We start from the raw sequence: 18,915 nt of genomic DNA on the forward strand, positions 1-18,915 counted from the left end.
AGGAAATGCGTGCTTTTACGCATAATTGCGCGCTTCCGGCAATGTCGGCACTCACTCATAATAGCCGCCAGTGCTGAATCCGGCCAAGCCGTCACTTATTGCGTTATCCAGAGTCCTGACACTATGACATCACTACAATTCCGTCACACCACCGGTGATGACCTGGACGCACTGGTAAAGCTGGAGAACCGCTGTTTTACCGAAGACCGAATTTCCCGGCGCAGCTTCCGCCGCTTCCTGGACATGCCACGGGACCGCCTGATTGTCGCTGTGGCCGGAGAGGAACTGGTGGGCTACTGCCTGGTGCTGATGAGCGCTGCCACCCGGCTGGCGCGGATCTATTCCGTTGCCGTGTCGCCTTCGGAACGCGGCCGTAACATCGGCGAGCAATTGGTGCGCGAAGCGGAAGCCGCGGCAGTGGACGCCGGCCGTATCGTGATGCGACTGGAAGTACGAGAGGACAACACCCCGGCCATCCGCCTGTACCAGCGCCTGGGCTACCGGCAGTTCGGCACCTATCGGGACTACTACGAAGACCACGGCACTGCTCTGCGCTTTGAGCGCCGCATTCTGTTCTACGCGCCGTCACAGGAATTTCCGGCGGTGCCCTATTACCCCCAGACCACAGAATTCTCCTGCGGCCCGGCGGCCCTGATCATGGCCATGGCCACGCTGGACGAAAGCCAGCCGATGACCACCCTGGAAGAACTGAAGCTCTGGCGCGAAGCCACCACCATCTTCATGCTGGCCGGCCACGGCGGCTGCGGCCCACATGGCCTTGCGCTAGCGGCCTGGCACCGGGGATTCCATGCCAGTGCCTATATCAGCACCGAGGGTGCCTTGTTCAAGGATACGGTTCGCAACGACGACAAGAAGCGGGTACTGGAACTGGTGCACGAGGGCTTCCTCCACGACATCGGCCAGACCGGCATCGAACTCCACCACGATCCGCTCACCCTGGACGGCATGCAGGCAGCGCTCCACGATGGCCGTGTTCCGGTGATCCTGATCAGCACCTGGCAACTGAACCGCAGCCGTGTTCCCCACTGGGTGACGGTGTGTGCCATGGATGACCAGTTCGTGTACCTGCACGACCCGGAGATTGACACGGACATCGGCGAAACCGTCGCTGACAAGCAATACCTGCCGGTGGACCGGCGGGTGTTTGGTCGCATGTCCCGGTATGGCAAGAACCAGCCGTTGCAGGCAGCGGTTATTGTTGGGCCCAAGCGGGATTCTATGGCTACGAATTAGCCTGCGGCTTTAGTGGCTGCACATCGGGAATATCGCCGGAGTAGAGATGTGTTTCACGTAGGTCGGATTAGCGAAGCGTAATCCGACAAATCATAGGCGCATTCGATTTTCGCATGGGAACCAAATTGTCGGATTACGGCTTTGCCTAATCCGACCTACGTAAATCAAACCAGGGCGATAACGCCAGCGCTAGAACAAGCACGGCCGATGATCCTTTGCAAAACCGTGGAGCGCCAGGGATGGCGCGACCAAGCCCCACATGGACGTGCTTGTGGGCGTGTTTTGCAAAGGGTCATCGGCCGGGCGACAAACTCCCAAAGCAGCAGGCTACGTAGGCACGAACTAACCAGTCCGCAAAGCAGCCTCTTTCAGCTCAGAAATATCATCTCGCAACCGCGCAGCCGTCTCGAAATCCAGGTCGGCGGCGGCCTTGTACATATCGTCTTCCAGACGGGTGATCTCTTTGAGTATCTCCTCCGGAGAGCGATTGCCCATCTTCGCACGGTACCTCTCGGCTTCCTCCGCAGCCTTTTCACCCGGACGCTCTGCCTTGCGGCGACCGCGTCCACTGCCGCCACCGGCGCCTTCCATGATATCCGCGATCTTTTTGTTCAGGCCCTGGGGTGTAATGCCGTGTTCCTCGTTGTGGGCGGCCTGCTTGGTGCGGCGGCGTTCGGTTTCGTCGATCGCCCGCTGCATTGAGCCAGTAATCCGGTCGCCATAGAGAATCGCCTTGCCGTGGAGGTTCCGCGCCGCGCGGCCGATAGTCTGGATCAGGGAACGCTCTGAACGCAGGAAACCTTCCTTGTCGGCATCGAGGATACAAACCAGTGACACTTCCGGCATATCCAGCCCTTCCCGCAGCAGGTTGATGCCCACCAGCACGTCAAACTCGCCCCGGCGCAGGTCGCGGATGATCTCCACCCGCTCCACCGTGTCGATGTCCGAGTGCAAGTAGCGCACGCGAATGTCGTGCTCCATCAGGAAGTCGGTAAGGTCTTCCGCCATGCGTTTGGTGAGTGTGGTCACCAGTACCCGTTCCTTGACGTTGGTGCGCAGACGGATTTCCGAGAGCAGGTCGTCCACCTGGGTGGAGGCCGGGCGCACCTCGATTTCTGGGTCCAGCAGGCCGGTGGGCCGCACCACCTGTTCAACCACCTGCCCTGCGTGTTCGGCTTCGTAGTTGCCGGGGGTGGCGGAGACAAACAGCATCTGCGGTGCAATCCGCTCCCACTCATCGAAACGCATGGGCCGGTTGTCCAGGGCCGAGGGCAGCCGAAAGCCGTATTCCACCAGGGTTTCCTTACGGGAGCGGTCGCCCTTGTACATGGCGCCGATCTGGGGGATGGTGACGTGGGATTCGTCCACCACCAGCAACGCATTCGGTGGCAGGTAGTCGAAGAGTGTAGGCGGTGCCTCGCCCGACTGGCGGCCAGACAGGTAGCGTGAGTAGTTCTCGATGCCGTTGCAGTAACCCAGCTCCAGCATCATTTCGATGTCGTAGCGGGTACGCTCTTCCAGCCGCTGGGCCTCCACCAGGCGGTTGTTGTCACGCAGTTGCTGCAGGCGCCCATCCAGCTCCACCTTTATATGTTCCACCGCGTCCAGCACTGTCTGTCTTGGTGTTACATAGTGGGACTTGGGATAGATGGTAACCCGGGGCACCCGGCGCAGCACCTCGCCGGTCAGCGGATCGAAGTAACTGAGGTTCTCCACTTCATCATCGAACAGCTCGATGCGGATGGCTTCTTTCTCGGATTCGGCCGGGAACACATCAATCACATCCCCGCGCACCCGGTAGTTGGCGCGGTGGAATTCGATGTCGTTGCGGGTGTACTGCAACTCCGCCAGGCGCCGGAGGACATAACGCTGGTCGATCTGGTCGCCCCGGTCCAGGTGCAGCATCATTTTCAGGTAGGACTGGGGGTCACCCAGCCCGTAAATGGACGACACTGTTGCCACAATGATCGCATCCGGCCGCTCCAACAGGGCCTTGGTGGCCGAGAGGCGCATCTGCTCTATGTGCTCGTTGATGGAGGCGTCTTTCTCGATAAAGGTATCGGAAGACGGCACATAGGCCTCTGGCTGGTAGTAGTCGTAATAGGAAACGAAATACTCCACCGCATTATCCGGAAAGAATTCCCGGAACTCCCCGTACAACTGGGCCGCCAGGGTTTTGTTATGGGCCATGACAATGGTTGGCCGCTGCACCTGCTGGATAACGTTGGCAATGGTAAAGGTCTTGCCCGAACCGGTGACACCCAGCAGTGTCTGGTGTGCCAGACCGGAGTGAATACCATCCACCAGGCCTTCGATTGCTTTGGGCTGATCCCCTGCAGGCTGGAACGGGGAATCGACCTTGAACGCGCCGTCTTTCATGAGCGCGCCGGTTTCTGAAGTGGCCATAGTCTGGAGACATCCTCCGTTCAATCAGGTTTGAGAAACTTATCCTCACGCGGGCTTCATGGTACCATCTGTGGCATCCAGGGCGGCCTCAAGATGGTGAAAACCACTACTTGCCAGCCGCTGGAGCCCTATCAGACGCAGCTTTAAGGAGCGCAAGTTTGGACCTTCAACTTTCCAGCCGAGTACAGGCAATCAAGCCTTCTCCCACCCTCGCAGTCACCAACAAGGCGGCGGAATTGCGCGCTGCTGGCCAGGATATTATCGGCCTTGGCGCCGGCGAGCCGGACTTCGACACGCCAGATCACATCAAACAGGCGGCTATCGAAGCCATCAACAACGGCCAGACCAAATACACCGCCGTGGATGGTACGCCCGCCCTCAAGAAGGCGATCATTGCGAAGTTCAAACGGGACAACGGACTGGAATACGAAGCCAACCAGATCCTGGTAAGCAGCGGTGGCAAACAGAGCTTTTTCAACCTCGCCCTGGCCACCCTGAACAAGGGTGACGAAGCCATTATCCCCGCCCCTTACTGGGTCTCCTATCCGGACATGGTTCTGGTGGCCGAAGGCAAACCGGTGATCATCGAAACCGGCGCGGAAACCCGCTTCAAGATTACCCCGGAACAGCTGGAAAGCGCGATCACCGAGCGTACCCGGCTGTTCGTGATCAACAGCCCGTCCAACCCCAGCGGCATGGCCTACAGCCTGGACGAACTTAAGGCGATTGGCGAAGTGCTGAAGAAGCACCCGCACATCATGATCGCCACCGATGACATGTACGAGCCAATCCTGTGGACCGGCCAGCCATTCTGCAACATCCTGAACGCTACGCCGGAGCTGTACGACCGTACCTTCGTGCTGAACGGTGTTTCCAAGGCCTACTCCATGACCGGCTGGCGCATCGGCTACGCTGCGGGCCCGGCAAAGATCATCGGTGCCATGAAGAAAATCCAGTCCCAGAGCACCTCCAACCCGGCGTCGATCTCCCAGGCGGCTGCCACTGCCGCCCTTGAAGGCCCGCAGGAGTGTGTTCAGGAAATGGTTACCGCATTCAAGGAACGCCACGACTACCTGGTGGAAGCCCTGAACGCCCTGCCCGGCGTTGAGTGCCTGCATGGCGATGGTACGTTTTACGTGTTCCCGAGCTTCCAGGCGGCCATTGATGCGGATTCTGGCGTCAGCAACGATGTCGAGTTTGCAGAGAAATTGCTGAAGGAAGCCGGCGTTGCCCTGGTTCCGGGCTCCGCTTTTGGCGCGCCAGGCCATATGCGCCTGAGCTTCGCCACCAGCCTGGATACCCTGAAGCAGGCCATTGAGCGCCTGAAGAAGGCCCTGGGCTAAAAATACTGGCAAGGGGTTGACGAGGCGTTGGGGTAACCTTAATATACGCGCCTCGTCACACGACGACGTTCCCCGATAGCTCAGTTGGTAGAGCAACGGACTGTTAATCCGTTTGTCGCTGGTTCGAGCCCAGCTCGGGGAGCCATTATTCCGAAAAGCCGCTAGTCCTCTGGATTGGCGGCTTTTTTCGTTTAGACCATACGGCACCCGTAGGTCGGATTAGCAAAGCGTAACCCGACAATACCGCTAGCCTGGTTCCCCAGCCTTCCCATGTAGCGCGACGGCGAGGTAGGACTTCCTTCCCGAAAAACGCTACAAGCACGTTCTTTGTGAGTGGTCCGCCATTTGTCGGATTACGCTTCGCTAATCCGACCTACGTTCCTTTTACGGCGATATCTGAGATGTCAAAACCGGTGCGGTAAGGCCTCCCTCACAAAATGTGCGGAGCCCAAGCGCACATGGATGTGCTTGTAGCGTTTTTTGTGAGGGAGGCCTTACCGCACCGAGGCAACAAACTTACCGGCTAGGGCCGGAGACCGCGATTAACTCCGAGTGAATAGCCTCCAACGCCGCCAGAGGATCAGCAGCCTGGGTAATCGGGCGACCGATGACCAGGTAGTCGGAACCGGCTTTAAGGGCATCGGTGGGAGTCATGATGCGCTGTTGGTCGCCTTTGTCGGCAGACAGCGGGCGGATACCCGGAGTGACCAGTTTGAAGTCGGCGCCCTGCTCCGCTTTCAGCGCCGGCGCCTCCTGCGCGGAGCAGACAACGCCATCCAGGCCGCAGTTGCGGGTCAGGGTTGCCAGACGGGAAACCTGGGCTTCCGGGGAATCGGTGATGCCAATGCCGGCGAGATCTTCGGAGCCCATGCTGGTCAACACCGTCACCGCAATCAGCAACGGGCGGTCCTTGCCGTAACTCTCCAGGCGGTCACGGCAGGCGGTCATCATCTTTTCACCGCCGGAAGCGTGCACATTGACCATCCAGACCCCAAGATCAGCAGCAGCCGCTACCGCAGCCGAGGTGGTGTTGGGAATGTCATGAAATTTCAGGTCCAGGAACACCTCGAACCCGCGGCCGTGAAGGTCGCGGACCAGGCCGGGGCCGGAGCGGGTAAACAGCTCTTTACCTACCTTCAGACGGCACTTGGCCGGGTCCAGTTGGTCAACCAGCGCCAACGCAGGCTGGTCGGACGGAAAATCCAGGGCAACAATGATTCGGGGATTATCAGGGGTTTGCACAGTCAGTTTCCTGCAGAATGTCGTGTCATCGGGTTATTCGGCTTCCACACCCTGTATCGGGCGGACAGTTTCCCATTGTTTGCAACTGGGGCATAACCAGTGCAGCTGCTGGCCGGAAAAACCGCAGTTAACGCACCGGTAAATGGGGCGGTTGGCCAGAATCAGGTGGCCAATGCGGCTGACCAGGCGGCCTTCGTCAGTGGTCATGCCTTTTTCGTAGCCCGCCAGCTCCACCAGGCGCAGCAAGCCCCGGACACTGGGGCGCACCTCGAGTTCCCTGCGCAGCAATTCGATGGCGGCCATGCGACCGGAAGTACGTTCAACGGCCTCCACCAGTGCCAGCAGCAGGCTGGTGCTTGGCCAGGTTTCGTAGAATTTTCCGAGTTTCTTGACCAGGCGCCCGACATCGCCGTGTTCCCGCTCAAGTTTCATTAACCGGTCAACAGCCTCGGAGCCGAATTCCGGGTTCTGGTCGAAGATCTTCAGGCTCTGATTGGCCGCGTCACGATAACTGCCCTGCCGAATGAGCAGTCTCATCATGATAAAGGTGGCCCGCACACAGGAGCGGTCATACTCCAGGGCTTCCTTGGCCAGTTTCTGGGCCATCCAGCGATCATCATGCTTGAGGGCATCTTCTGCCTGCTCACAGGTGATGTAGGCCAGCATCTTGTACATGCGGGCATCGTGCTCACCGGTGGTCAGCGTTCGAGCCACCTGCCCGGCCTTGCCCCACTCCTTTTCCTGCTGATACAGCTCAATCAGCTGCAGCGACGACTTGCGACCGTATTCCCTGTCTCCCATCAATTGATGGAGCAACGCTTCCGCCCGGTCCAGCAGGCCCGCGTTCAGGTAGTCAATGGCCAGTTCATAAGTGACCTGTTGGGAAAAACGGGTGGGCAGTTCAGGGCGTGCCAGCAGGTTCTGGTGAATCAGGATGGCACGGTCCGTCTCACCCTTGTGACGGAAATGGGCGCCAATGGACAGGTGCAACCCCACCGTGTCCTTGTTGACAGCCAAGGATTGAACGAAGTTCTCCACCGCCTGATCGGAATAGTTGGTGAACAGGAATTGCAGGCGGTCTTTGACGGATTCCTCATCCGAGATGGGCGTTTTGGACCGCTCCCTGGTGCTGCCCATACGCCCGACAAACCAACCAGCAGCCACCGCGACAGTCAACAGCAGCCATTGAAGCACTATATCCATTAAAGCGTCCGGTCGTTCTGGGCCCTGGATTTCTCCAATGCCTGCTCGGTACGAGCAAGTCGTTTTTCAAGGTTGCGACGGGAAACCGATGTGCGAACGGTTGCAAGCATGGTAATCAGAACTCCAATCAAAGCGCCGATCACAAAAGACAGGATAATCCAGACAGCAACACCGTGGGGCTGGGTCTCGAAGAGCAGAAAGTTGAGGGATACCGCCATCTGATTGTTGAGGGAAAAAACAAGGGCTACCAGAACCAGAAACAACACCAGCAGAATGAGAAGGACCTTCTGTAAACCGGCCATAGTCGCAATGCTCCACGCGGACCTGATTATTTACATCAGGACCTGGTTAACGTCTTTCCCCACGAGGGTAATCAGAAACCCTTTTTAAGGCTCTCGTTCACCTGTTCCCGCAACTCCTTGCCTGGCTTGAAGTGCGGAACAAATTTAGCCGGTAACTGCACAGCTTCGCCCGTTTTTGGATTACGCCCGGTTCTGGCGGCGCGGTGGTGCAGTGAAAAACTGCCAAAGCCCCGTATCTCAATTCGCTGGCCATCCGCCAGTGACTGGGACATATGTTCAATAATGGTTTTCACAGCCAGTTCCACATCCTTCACTGAAAGCTGCGTCTGTTTGGACGCAATCAGCTCTACCAGTTCAGATTTTGTCATTGGGCTCATCCCTCTTCACATTATTATCGGATAGCCGGTTACCAGCTCCTTGCCTCTAGTTTAGCCAAACCAGAAAAAAACACAAAAAAAACGGGCTCTTAGAGCCCGTTTTTTTCATACCAACCGGAAAACCTATTCCTTGTTGGCGTTTTGCTGCTGCATCTGCTCCTTGATGAGATCACCGATGGTGGTCGCACCAGAGGAAGATTCAGCCGCTTTCGAACGAACACCTTCCAGTGCCTGCTTGTCGTCTTCAACATCTTTCGACTTCACAGACAGGTTGATAACGCGGTTCTTGCGGTCGATGCTGATGATCTTCGCTTCAACTTCGTCGCCTTCGTTCAGCGCGTTGCGTGCGTCTTCAACACGATCACGGCTGATTTCAGAGGCTTTCAGAACAGCTTCAACTTCGTCGTTCAGGGTGATAGTGGCAGCTTTGGCGTCAACCGCGGATACCGTGCCCTTAACGATGGAGCCCTTGTCGTTCAGCTGTACAAACTCGGCGAACGGATCGCTTTCCAGCTGCTTGATACCCAGGGAGATACGCTCACGCTCGGGATCAACAGACAGGATAACGGTTTCGACTTCGTCGCCCTTCTTGTATTCACGGACGGCTTCTTCGCCAGTCTCGTTCCAGCTGATGTCTGACAGGTGAACCAGACCGTCGATGCCACCGTCCAGGCCGATGAAGATACCGAAGTCAGTAATTGACTTGATCTTGCCGGAGATACGGTCGCCCTTGTTGAACCTGCTGGAGAAGTCTTCCCAGGGATTGGCAACACACTGCTTGATGCCCAGGGAGATACGACGACGCTCTTCGTCGATATCCAGGATCATCACGCCCACTTCGTCGCCTACCTGAACGACCTTGGACGGATGAATGTTCTTGTTGGTCCAGTCCATTTCGGAAACGTGGACCAGGCCTTCAACGCCTTCTTCCAGCTCGGCAAAGCAGCCGTAGTCGGTCAGGTTGGTTACACGTGCGGTAACCTTGGTACCTTCCGGATAACGGCCCTTGATATCAACCCAGGGATCTTCACCCAGCTGCTTCAGACCCAGTGATACGCGGTTGCGCTCACGGTCAAACTTCAGAACCTTGACGTTGATCTCGTCGCCGACATTGACGATTTCGCTCGGATGCTTGATGCGCTTCCAGGCCATATCGGTGATGTGCAGCAGGCCGTCAACGCCACCCAGATCCACGAACGCGCCGTAGTCAGTCAGGTTCTTGACGATACCCTTGATTTCCAGACCTTCGGTCAGGGTTTCGAGCAGAGCTTCACGCTCGGCACTGTTTTCAGCTTCCAGAACGGCGCGGCGGGAAACAACCACGTTGTTACGCTTCTGGTCGAGCTTGATAACCTTGAATTCGAGTTCCTTGTTCTCCAGGTGCGCGGTGTCGCGAACCGGACGAACGTCTACCAGAGAGCCCGGCAGGAAGGCGCGGATGCCGGCCAGATCGACGGTGAAACCACCCTTGACCTTGCCATTGATAACACCCTTAACCACTTCTTCAGCTTCGAAGGACTTCTCGAGTACCTTCCAGGCTTCTGCGCGCTTGGCTTTCTCACGGGACAGACGGGTTTCACCGAAGCCGTCTTCCACAGCGTCGAGAGCTACGTCAACAACGTCGCCAATAGCAACTTCCAACTCGCCTTTTTCGTTGAGGAACTGGGAGGCGGGGATAACGCCTTCGGACTTCAGCCCGGCGTTAACGGTGACCCAGTCGCTATCAACATCAACTACGGTTCCCTGGACGATGGAACCCGGTTGCATGTCAATTTCTTTTAGGCTTTCTTCAAAAAGATCCGCAAAGCTCTCGCTCATTATGTGTCCTATGTGATCAACGCAAGTTTACTCCGTGATACCAGCAACACGGTCTGTTAGTTTAAATCCGGATTCAGCCAGTGGCTGGCCGATAACGCTGAATCCGGAATTTCAACGACAAAAAGGTGTAGTCAGGCCTGGCCTGCTGCGGCCATAACCCTGACTAGCACCTCTTCTATACTCAACCCAGTCGAATCAATGACTTGCGCATCATCCGCAGGCTTGAGCGGGGCGGCGGCGCGGTTCATGTCCCGCTCATCGCGCACCCGTATCTCCTCTAAAAGGGCGTCAATATTAACATCGACCCCTGCGTCCTTCAACTGGCCGTAACGTCTTTGCGCACGCTCTTCGGCGCTGGCGGTCAGAAAGATCTTCACGGGTGCGTCCGGAAACACCACCGTGCCCATGTCACGGCCGTCCGCCACCAGCCCCGGGGGCTTGCGGAAGTCGCGCTGGCGCTGCAACAGGGCATCACGTACCGGCTGCATCACGGCTACCCTCGAGGCATTATCGCCACAGGTTTCCGTACGTATATCTGCGGTCACATCCGTGCCGCCCATCAATACTTTTGCCGGCTCGCCCGGTGGTGTTGGCTCGAACGCCACATCCAGATTGGCGGCAACGCTCACCAGCGCCGGTTCGTCATCCAGTGACACCCCCTGCCGCTCTGCTGCAAGCGCAGTAAGACGATACAGTGCGCCGCTATCCAGTAGGTGCCAGCCAAGTTTCCGGGCCAGCATCTGGGTGATGGTACCCTTGCCTGAGCCACCCGGGCCATCCACGGTGATAACGGGCGCCTTGCCTTCAGCCATTATTCAGCCCCCTCGGCTGAGATATTGATGCCGGTTCGCTTCGCCAACTCCACAAAACCCGGGAAAGACGTGGACACATTGGCGCAATCGGTCACCTCAATGCCGCCATCGGCCCGCAAAGAGGCTACTGAGAAGGCCATGGCAATGCGGTGATCGCCGTGACTGTTTACGGTACCGCTGCCCATGGTCTGGCCGCCATCGATAATAATGCCGTCCGGTGTGACCGTGGTCTCCACACCCAGCGCTGTCAGGCCATCGGCCATCACCTGGATGCGGTCACTCTCCTTGACACGAAGCTCTTCCGCGCCACGCAACACCGTTCTGCCCTCGGCACATACGGCGGCAATAAACAGCACAGGGAATTCGTCGATGGCCAGGGGCACCTGGTCTTCGGGAATGTCGATGCCCTTGAGTTCGGCGGAACGGACACGCAGGTCTGCCACCGGCTCGCCGCCGATCACCCGCTCCTCCAGCACCTCGATATTGGCGCCCATCATGCGCAGGATATTGATCACCCCTACCCGCGTCGGGTTCATGCCCACATGGCGGATGGTCAGGTCAGAACCGGGAGCGATACTGGCCGCCACCAGGAAGAACGCTGCCGAGGAAATATCCGCAGGCACATCGATGGCACTGGCCGTCAAGCGCCCGCCCCCAGTGACGCTTGCCGTGGCGGTGTCACGGTGAACGTGGTACCCGAAGCCTTCCAGCATGCGCTCGGTATGATCCCGGGTTGGTGCCGGTTCAGTCACCGAGGTAACACCTTCAGCGTAGAGCCCGGCCAACAACAGGCAGGATTTCACCTGGGCGCTGGCAACCGGCATCTCGTAATGGATGCCGGTCAGGGCGTGGCCGCCCCGGATCTTCAGCGGTGGCCGCCCGCCCTCGGCGGTGTCGATCACCGCACCCATGGCCCGCAAAGGATCCGCCACACGGCCCATGGGCCGCTTGGACAGGCTCTCGTCGCCGGTCAGCTCAGAGTCAAACGGTTGTGCCGCCAGCAACCCTGAAAACAGGCGCATGGCAGTGCCGGAATTACCCAGGTAAAGCGGCCCGCGCGGCGCCTGCAAGCCATTGATACCAACACCGTGAATGCGGACAAAACCCGCATCCGGCCCTTCGATAGTGACACCCATATCGCGGAAGGCCTGAAGGGTAGCGAGGCTGTCCTCCCCTTCCAGGAAGCCTTTCACTTCGGTGATGCCGTCGGCAAGGGCACCCAGCATGATGGAGCGATGGGAGATGGATTTGTCGCCTGGCACACGGATCTCACCGGAAATCCGGCCACCGGGTTGAAGACGGAACGTTACCTGTTTCTGACTGTTGTTTGTCACGTAAGCCTGTCCTGAAAGCATCTTTGAAAAATGTTCTCGCGCCGCCTTGGCGCGACTGAAAACCCGCAGCAGGGTTGCACTGTCCTGATCGGCAATGGCGGTGCGCAACTGGTCCAGATCGTGGGTGAAATGGTCAATCACCCGCAGCACCGCATCGCGGTTGGAGAGAAATATATCGTGCCACATCACCGGGTCGCTGGCCGCAATCCGGGTAAAGTCGCGAAACCCACCCGCCGCATAGCGAAAAATATCAAGATTCTCATCCTCACCGGCCAGCGTATCCACCAGAGAGAAGGCAATCAGGTGTGGCAGGTGGCTGGTGGCAGCCAACACTTCGTCGTGATAAGCCACGGACATGGTGAGCACCGTGGCGCCGCAGCCTTCCCAGAGCGCCTTGAGCTTCTCAAGGTCTGGCTGGCTGACGTTATCCGCCGGGGTCAGAATCACCTTATGATTGGCAAACAGCTCCGGATTGGCCGCCCGGATGCCACTCTTCTCGGAACCGGCAATGGGGTGGCCTGGTATCACTTTCGCCGGCAACTTGCCAAACACCTCGACTACATCCTTCACGAAACTGGTCTTGGTGCTGCCCACATCCGTCAACACGGCGTTGGCGCCCAGATGTGGCTGGATTTCCGCCAGCACGGCTTTCGTTGCCCTCACAGGCACGGCCAGAACCACCAGATCACTACCCGCCACCGCTTCAGCAACCGACCCGGCCGCTTCATCGATAATGCCCAGTTCCTTGCCAAGCGCCAGCTCATCCCCACGCTTGTCAGCACCAACGACGGTTACGGCAAGCCCGTTTTCGCGGATGGCCCTGGCCAGTGAACCACCAATCAGGCCGAGGCCGATGACCGCAACACGCTGGAACAGTGGCTGCCCTCCGGACACGTTACACTCCCCGCCCGGATTCAGTCTCAGGCAATGTTCCGAGTGCGTGGGAGAGGGCTTCAACAAAGCGTGCGTTTTCCTCAGGCAGGCCAATGGACACCCGCAGGTGCCGGGGCATGCCGTAACCGGCAATCGGCCGCACAATCACGCCCTGCTCCAGTAGCGACTGGTTGATTTCCGGCGCCCGCTCACCCACATCCACCGCAATGAAGTTGCCGGCAGACGGGATGTACTCCAGCCCCATTTCGCCGAAAGAAGACTCAAGCTGTTTCATGCCCTGGGCATTCACTTCACAGGAGCGCTGCAGGTATTCCTCATCGCCCAGCACGGCAGTGGCTGCTGCCAGAGCCAGAGTATCCACATTAAAAGGTTGGCGTACACGATTGAGAATATTGGCAATTTCAGGAGAACTTACACTATAACCGGCCCGTAGTGATGCCAGCCCCCAGGCCTTGGAAAACGTTCTCGTGACAATCAGATTCGGGTAGCGCTCAAGCAGGGATAAACCATCCACATACCCTTCACCCTGCAGGTATTCGCAGTAGGCTTCGTCCAGAACCACCAGTACCCGTGCTGGAATCCGGTCAAGAAATGACTCGATGGCCTCCGCACCGTGAACGGTACCCGTGGGGTTGTTCGGGTTAGCGACAAACACCAGTTTTGTGCGATCGGTGATGGCTTCCACCATGGCGTCCAGATCGTGGCCGTAGTCTTTGGCGGGAACCGACACGCCTTTGGCACCAATGGCCTGGGTAACCAGCGGATACACGGCGAACGCGTACTGGGAAAACACCACTTCCGACGACGAGTCGGCAAAACACCGGGTAATCACTTCCAGGACATCGTTGGAACCGTTGCCCAGGGTAATCTGCGAGGGTTTAACGGCAAATCGTGCGGAGAGCGCCTGTTTTAGCTCGAACCCGTTGCCATCGGGATAGCGGCAAAGCTCATCCAACGCTTCCCTGACCGCTGCCAGCGCCTTCGGGCTGGGCCCCAACGGATTTTCGTTGCTTGCCAGCTTGATGATGCCGTCTGGGTTGAGGCCCAGCTCCCGGGCCAACTCGTCAATGGGCTTACCCGGCTGGTAGGGGGATAACGCCTGCACACCCTTGACCGCTAGGCTTTGGTAATCAATCGACATTTCACCCTTCCTCAGCAAATTCGTGTTTCTTTTTACAGCACCCCAATGGGATAGGACCCCAGGCGCTTCAGCTCCACGGCCTCTTCATCAATCTCCGAGAGTACCTTGCTGACCTGCTTGTCCTCTACGTGGCCTTCAAAATCGATATAGAACACGTAGGCCCAGGTACCGCTGGGAGACGGCCGGGTTTCGATGCGGGTCAGGCTCAGGCCGTGCTTGTGGAACGGTTCCAGCAACTGGTATAGCGCACCGGGTTTATTGCGCATGGACACTAGGATGGATGACTTGTCGTTACCACTGGCTGGTACTTCCTCACGCCCGATGATCAGGAACCGGGTGGTGTTGTCCGGACGGTCCTCAATACTGGTGGCCAGCATCTCCAGGCCATAGAGTTCCGCTGCCATATCACCGGCAATGGCTGCCGTACCGGGCTCTTCCGCTGCCCGCCTTGCGGCCTCGGCATTGCTGCTGACGGTGACCCGCTCAACGCCATAGCGGTGGGTATCCAGCCATTGCCGGCACTGGGCAAACGACTGCTGATGGGAATAGATACGAACGATTTCCTGGTCCTTGTTCTGCGGAGATACCATCAGGTGGTGATGGATCCGCAGCTGGACTTCACCGCAGATCTTGAGCGGCGAGGACATGAACATGTCCAGGGTGTGATTGATCATACCCTCGGTGGAATTCTCCACCGGCACCACGCCGTAGTGAGCCGCGCCGGACTCCACCTCGCGGAAAACCGCATCAATGGCGGGCAATGGCACGCTGACCACGGAATGACCAAAGTGCTTGAGCGCGGCCGCCTGGGTAAAGGTACCAATCGGCCCCAAGAAAGCGATGTGCATCGGCTTTTCCAGCGCCAGGCAGGCGGACATGATTTCCCGGAACAGCCGCGCCATTTCCTCGCCGGACAACGGGCCGGGATTGCTGTCCTTGATGCGCCGCAACACCTGGGCTTCCCGCTCCGGGCGGTAGAAGAACACATCTTCCCCCGGATGGGCTTCCATCTTGACCCGGGCCACTTCCTGGGCACACTCGGCCCGCTTGCTGATCAGCTCCATGATCTCCCGGTCCACCCGGTCGATCTCGTCCCTTAACTGCCCGAGACGGGCCTGCTCATCATTCATGATCAGCCCCGCTCCTTCGCAAACACGGTCATGTAATCAATCAGCGCATCAATACCGGCTTCCGGCATGGCGTTGTATATGCTGGCTCGCATGCCACCCACGGAGCGATGTCCCTTGAGGTTCAGCAGGCCACGCTCATTCGCGCCTTTCAGGAAATCGTTGTTGAGCGCGTCGTCCGCCAGGGTGAAAGGTATGTTCATCCAGGAACGGAAACGTGGAGAGATGGGGTTGGCGTAGAAATCATTCTCGTCAATAAAACCATACAGTTTGCTGGCCTTGCGACGGTTGATCTCACCCATGGCCGTAACCCCGCCCTGCTCTTTCAGCCACTTGAACACCAGGCCAGCCAGGTACCAGGAATAGGTGGCCGGGGTGTTGTACATGGAATCGTTATCTGCGATCACCTGATAGTTCATCATCGTTGGCGTTATCTTCAGCGCCTTGCCCAGCAGGTCCTTGCGGATAATGACCACCACCAGGCCGGATGGGCCGATGTTCTTCTGGGCACCGGCATAGATCAGGCCGAATTTCGACACATCCAGCGGGCGCGATAGCATGGCGGACGACATGTCCGCCACCAGCGGCACGGAACCGCTTTCCGGCACGAAGTCGAACTCCAGCCCGCCGATGGTTTCGTTGGGCGTATAGTGCAGGTAGGCCGCATCCGCACGGGTATTCCAGCTGTCCTGGCCGGGAATGCTGGTGAAGCCATCCGCCTCACTGCTGGCCGCCACGTTGACATGGCCGTAACGGCTGGCCTCGGCGATGGCCTTCTTCGACCAGATGCCGGTGTTCACGTAGTCCGCAGAGGTCTTGTCACCCAACAGGTTCAACGGAATGGTCGAGAACTGGCTTGAAGCACCACCCTGCATGAAGAGTACGGCGTAATCGTCTGAAATACCGGCCAAGTCCCTGAGATCTTTTTCAGCCGTTTCCGCGATCTCGACGAACTCGTCACTGCGATGGCTCATTTCCATCACCGACATGCCAGTGCCGCGCCAGTCCAGCATTTCGTCCCGCGCCTGTTTCAGCACGGGCTCCGGCAAGGTTGCCGGGCCTGCACAAAAATTATACGCCCTGCTCATCATCCTCACCATCCGCAACGGTTTCGTCTTCCGCATCGGTTTCAGCAATACGCTCAACGCCCACCAGACGCTCGTCTTCCTGGCTCAGCTTGATCAGGCGAACACCCTGGGTGTTACGGCTCAGAACCGACACTTCGTCGGTACGGGTACGCACCAGCGTGCCCTTGTCCGAGATCAGCATCATTTCATCGCCTTCAAACAGCTGCAACGCAGTGACCAGGTTACCGTTACGCTCGGAACACTGCATGGCAATAACGCCCTGGCTGCCCCGGCTGTAAGTCGGGAACTCATCAAACGTGGTGCGTTTGCCGTAGCCATTCTCACTGGCGGTCAGCAGCACGCCGTTGTCCTGCGGGATGATCAGCGATACCACATGATGCCCTTGCGGCATCTTGATACCACGCACACCACGGGCCGTACGGCTCATCGGGCGTACCGCTTCCTCGTTGAAACGAACAGCCTTGCCAGCCGTGGAGAACAGCATGACTTCCGCATCGCCCTTGGTGATGGCCGCGCCAATCAGGGTGTCGCCCTCATCCAGCGACAGGGCAATCAGGCCATTGCTACGCGGACGGGAGAAGTTCGGCAGCGGGGTTTTCTTGACCACACCGGCGGATGTCGCCATAAGCACGTACTGGTCTTCCGGGTAGTCACGCACCGGCAGGAAGGTGGTAATACGCTCACCCTCATCCAGCGGCAGGATGTTGACCATCGGACGACCCCGTGACGCACGACTGGCACGGGGAATCTCAAACACCCGCAACCAGTACACCTTGCCCCGGTTGGAGAAGCACAGAATGGTGTCGTGGGAGTTGGCAACCAGCAATTTCTCGACAAAATCCTCGTCTTTCATGGAGGTCGCGGCCTTGCCACGGCCACCACGGCGCTGGGCCTGGTAGTCCTCTACCGCCTGGGTCTTGGCGTAACCACCATGGGAGATGGTCACCACCAGGTCTTCCTCATCGATCAGGTCGGCAATGGTCAGGTCACGCTTGGAACTGGTGATTTCGGTAAGACGCTTGTCGCCAAATTCGGTGACAATGGCTTCCAGCTCTTCGCGGATAACCTGCATCAGGCGATCAGGATCTCCCAGGATTTCCAGCAGATCGGCGATCTTCTCGAGGATGTCCTTGTACTCGTTCTGCAGCTTTTCGGTCTCAAGACCGGTCAGGCGGTGCAGGCGCAGATCCAGGATCGCCTGGGCCTGTTCCGGCGACAGGTGATACAGGCCCTTGCGCAGGCCAAAGATTTCCGGCAGATCGTCGGGGCGGCAGGCGTCTTCGCCGGCGCGTTCCAGCATGGCCAGGACGTCACCCGGCGCCCAACCCTGGGCCATCAGTTTCTCTTTTGCCTCGGCCGCACCCGGGGAAGCCTTGATCAGGGCGATAATCTCATCGATGTTCGCCAGCGCAACTGTCAGGCCTTCGAGGATGTGGCCGCGTTCCCGGGCCTTGCGCAGTTCGTAGATGGTCCGACGGGTAACCACTTCCCGGCGGTGGCGAACAAATGCGTCCAGCATCTCCTTGAGATTGAGGATCTTCGGCTCGCCGTTGATCAGCGCAACCATGTTGATGCCGAACACCGTCTGCAACTGGGTATGGGCAAACAGGTTATTGACGATGACGTCCGGGTTTTCACCGCGACGCAACTCAATCACCACCCGGATGCCTTCCTTGTTGGACTCGTCCCGCAACTCGGAGATACCTTCCAGGCGCTTCTCTTTAACCAGTTCCGCAATCTTTTCGATTAACCGCGCCTTGTTCAGCTGGTACGGCAGTTCTGTGATGATGATGGCGTCACGATTGGTTTTCTTGTCGTGTTCGATTTCATGGCGGGCACGAATATAGATACGCCCGCGGCCAGTGCGGTAAGCCTCAACAATGCCGGCGCGACCATTGATAATGCCCTGGGTGGGGAAATCCGGGCCAGGGATATGCTCCATCAGGTCATCGACGGTCATGTCCGGGTTGTCGATCAGCGCCAGACAACCGTTCACGATTTCGGTGAGGTTATGGGGCGGAATATTGGTCGCCATACCCACGGCAATACCGGATGAGCCGTTGACCAGCAGGTTCGGAACCCGTGTGGGCAACACCTCGGGGATCTGCTCGGTGCCGTCGTAGTTGGGAACGAAGTCCACCGTTTCCTTTTCCAGATCCGCCAGCAGGGAGTGGGCAATCTTCTCCATGCGGATTTCGGTGTAACGCATGGCAGCTGCGTTGTCGCCATCGATGGAACCGAAGTTACCCTGACCATCCACCAGCGGATACCGCAGGGAAAACGGCTGGGCCATACGGACAATGGTGTCGTAAACGGCGGAATCGCCATGGGGGTGGTACTTACCGATAACGTCACCCACCACGCGGGCGGATTTCTTGTAAGACTTGTTCCAGTCGTTGTTCAGCTCGGACATGGCGAACAATACGCGGCGATGCACCGGCTTAAGGCCGTCCCGCACGTCTGGAAGCGCCCGCCCCACGATAACGCTCATGGCGTAATCGAGGTAGGACTGTTTCAGCTCGTCTTCAATATTTACCGGCAGGATCTCTTTGGCTAACTCACCCATCGAGAAAG

At 58.3% G+C, this 18,915-nt stretch carries 14 protein-coding genes and 1 tRNA gene; 3 read left to right on the top strand and 12 right to left on the bottom strand.

Going from position 1 to position 18,915, the window contains the following annotated elements; translation table 11 throughout:
• Nucleotides 1–123: 123 nt before the first annotated feature.
• Nucleotides 124–1,254: a GNAT family N-acetyltransferase/peptidase C39 family protein gene (locus tag NLU14_RS19720; RefSeq protein ID WP_275709795.1), complete on the top strand. Its 1,131-nt coding sequence runs from the start codon at nt 124–126 to the stop codon at nt 1,252–1,254.
• A gap of 342 nt (nt 1,255–1,596) precedes the next feature.
• On the opposite strand, the gene uvrB is transcribed toward NLU14_RS19720, so the two are convergent.
• Complete coding sequence (gene uvrB, locus NLU14_RS19725) at nt 1,597–3,633, bottom strand: excinuclease ABC subunit UvrB (RefSeq protein WP_275709849.1); 2,037 nt, start codon at nt 3,631–3,633, stop codon at nt 1,597–1,599.
• Between the two features lie 185 nt (nt 3,634–3,818).
• On the opposite strand from uvrB, the gene NLU14_RS19730 reads away from it, so the two are divergent.
• Together NLU14_RS19730 and NLU14_RS19735 are read left to right on the top strand one after the other, a co-directional pair.
• Complete coding sequence (locus NLU14_RS19730; protein WP_275709797.1) at nt 3,819–5,003, top strand: pyridoxal phosphate-dependent aminotransferase; 1,185 nt, start codon at nt 3,819–3,821, stop codon at nt 5,001–5,003.
• 69 nt (nt 5,004–5,072) lie between these two features.
• A tRNA-Asn gene (locus tag NLU14_RS19735) sits at nt 5,073–5,148 on the top strand.
• A gap of 371 nt (nt 5,149–5,519) precedes the next feature.
• On the opposite strand, the gene pyrF is transcribed toward NLU14_RS19735, so the two are convergent.
• The 11 genes from pyrF to gyrA all read right to left on the bottom strand — a co-directional run bounded on the left by pyrF (nt 5,520) and on the right by gyrA (nt 18,907).
• Nucleotides 5,520–6,245 carry an orotidine-5'-phosphate decarboxylase gene (pyrF, locus tag NLU14_RS19740; protein ID WP_275709799.1) on the bottom strand — a complete coding sequence of 242 codons (726 nt, stop codon included), beginning with the start codon at nt 6,243–6,245 and terminating at the stop codon, nt 5,520–5,522.
• A 33-nt stretch (nt 6,246–6,278) separates the two neighbouring features.
• Nucleotides 6,279–7,448, bottom strand: a complete 1,170-nt coding sequence (gene lapB / locus NLU14_RS19745; protein ID WP_275709801.1) for a lipopolysaccharide assembly protein LapB — start codon at nt 7,446–7,448, stop codon at nt 6,279–6,281.
• Entirely contained in the window at nt 7,448–7,750 is a 303-nt protein-coding gene (locus NLU14_RS19750) for a LapA family protein (protein WP_275709803.1), read from the bottom strand. Before NLU14_RS19750 ends, lapB begins: the two co-directional genes overlap by 1 nt.
• A 71-nt stretch (nt 7,751–7,821) precedes the next feature.
• Nucleotides 7,822–8,118 (bottom strand): integration host factor subunit beta, encoded by a 297-nt coding sequence (locus NLU14_RS19755; protein ID WP_275709805.1) that lies wholly within the window; start codon nt 8,116–8,118, stop codon nt 7,822–7,824.
• A 132-nt stretch (nt 8,119–8,250) separates the two neighbouring features.
• Nucleotides 8,251–9,945, bottom strand: coding sequence for a 30S ribosomal protein S1 (gene rpsA / locus NLU14_RS19760; RefSeq protein WP_275709807.1), 1,695 nt, complete (start codon nt 9,943–9,945; stop codon nt 8,251–8,253).
• Between the two features lie 131 nt (nt 9,946–10,076).
• The gene (cmk, locus tag NLU14_RS19765) at nt 10,077–10,757 is read right to left on the bottom strand and encodes a (d)CMP kinase (protein WP_275709809.1); all 681 of its coding nucleotides are present in this window, start codon (nt 10,755–10,757) and stop codon (nt 10,077–10,079) included.
• Nucleotides 10,757–12,985: a bifunctional prephenate dehydrogenase/3-phosphoshikimate 1-carboxyvinyltransferase gene (locus tag NLU14_RS19770; protein WP_275709811.1), complete on the bottom strand. Its 2,229-nt coding sequence runs from the start codon at nt 12,983–12,985 to the stop codon at nt 10,757–10,759. The genes cmk and NLU14_RS19770 overlap by 1 nt, the downstream gene beginning before the upstream one ends.
• Nucleotide 12,986: 1 nt before the next feature.
• Complete coding sequence (gene hisC / locus NLU14_RS19775) at nt 12,987–14,126, bottom strand: histidinol-phosphate transaminase (protein WP_275709814.1); 1,140 nt, start codon at nt 14,124–14,126, stop codon at nt 12,987–12,989.
• A 32-nt stretch (nt 14,127–14,158) separates the two neighbouring features.
• A complete protein-coding gene (pheA, locus tag NLU14_RS19780) occupies nt 14,159–15,256 on the bottom strand; it encodes a prephenate dehydratase (protein WP_275709817.1) in 1,098 nt (365 codons plus the stop codon).
• Between the two features lie 2 nt (nt 15,257–15,258).
• The gene (gene serC / locus NLU14_RS19785) at nt 15,259–16,341 is read right to left on the bottom strand and encodes a 3-phosphoserine/phosphohydroxythreonine transaminase (protein ID WP_275709851.1); all 1,083 of its coding nucleotides are present in this window, start codon (nt 16,339–16,341) and stop codon (nt 15,259–15,261) included.
• Nucleotides 16,325–18,907 (bottom strand): DNA gyrase subunit A, encoded by a 2,583-nt coding sequence (gyrA, locus tag NLU14_RS19790; RefSeq protein ID WP_275709820.1) that lies wholly within the window; start codon nt 18,905–18,907, stop codon nt 16,325–16,327. Before gyrA ends, serC begins: the two co-directional genes overlap by 17 nt.
• Nucleotides 18,908–18,915: the final 8 nt, after the last annotated feature.

Origin of the sequence: Marinobacter iranensis (assembly GCF_029207565.1) — a bacterium.
Lineage (GTDB): Bacteria > Pseudomonadota > Gammaproteobacteria > Pseudomonadales > Oleiphilaceae > Marinobacter > Marinobacter iranensis.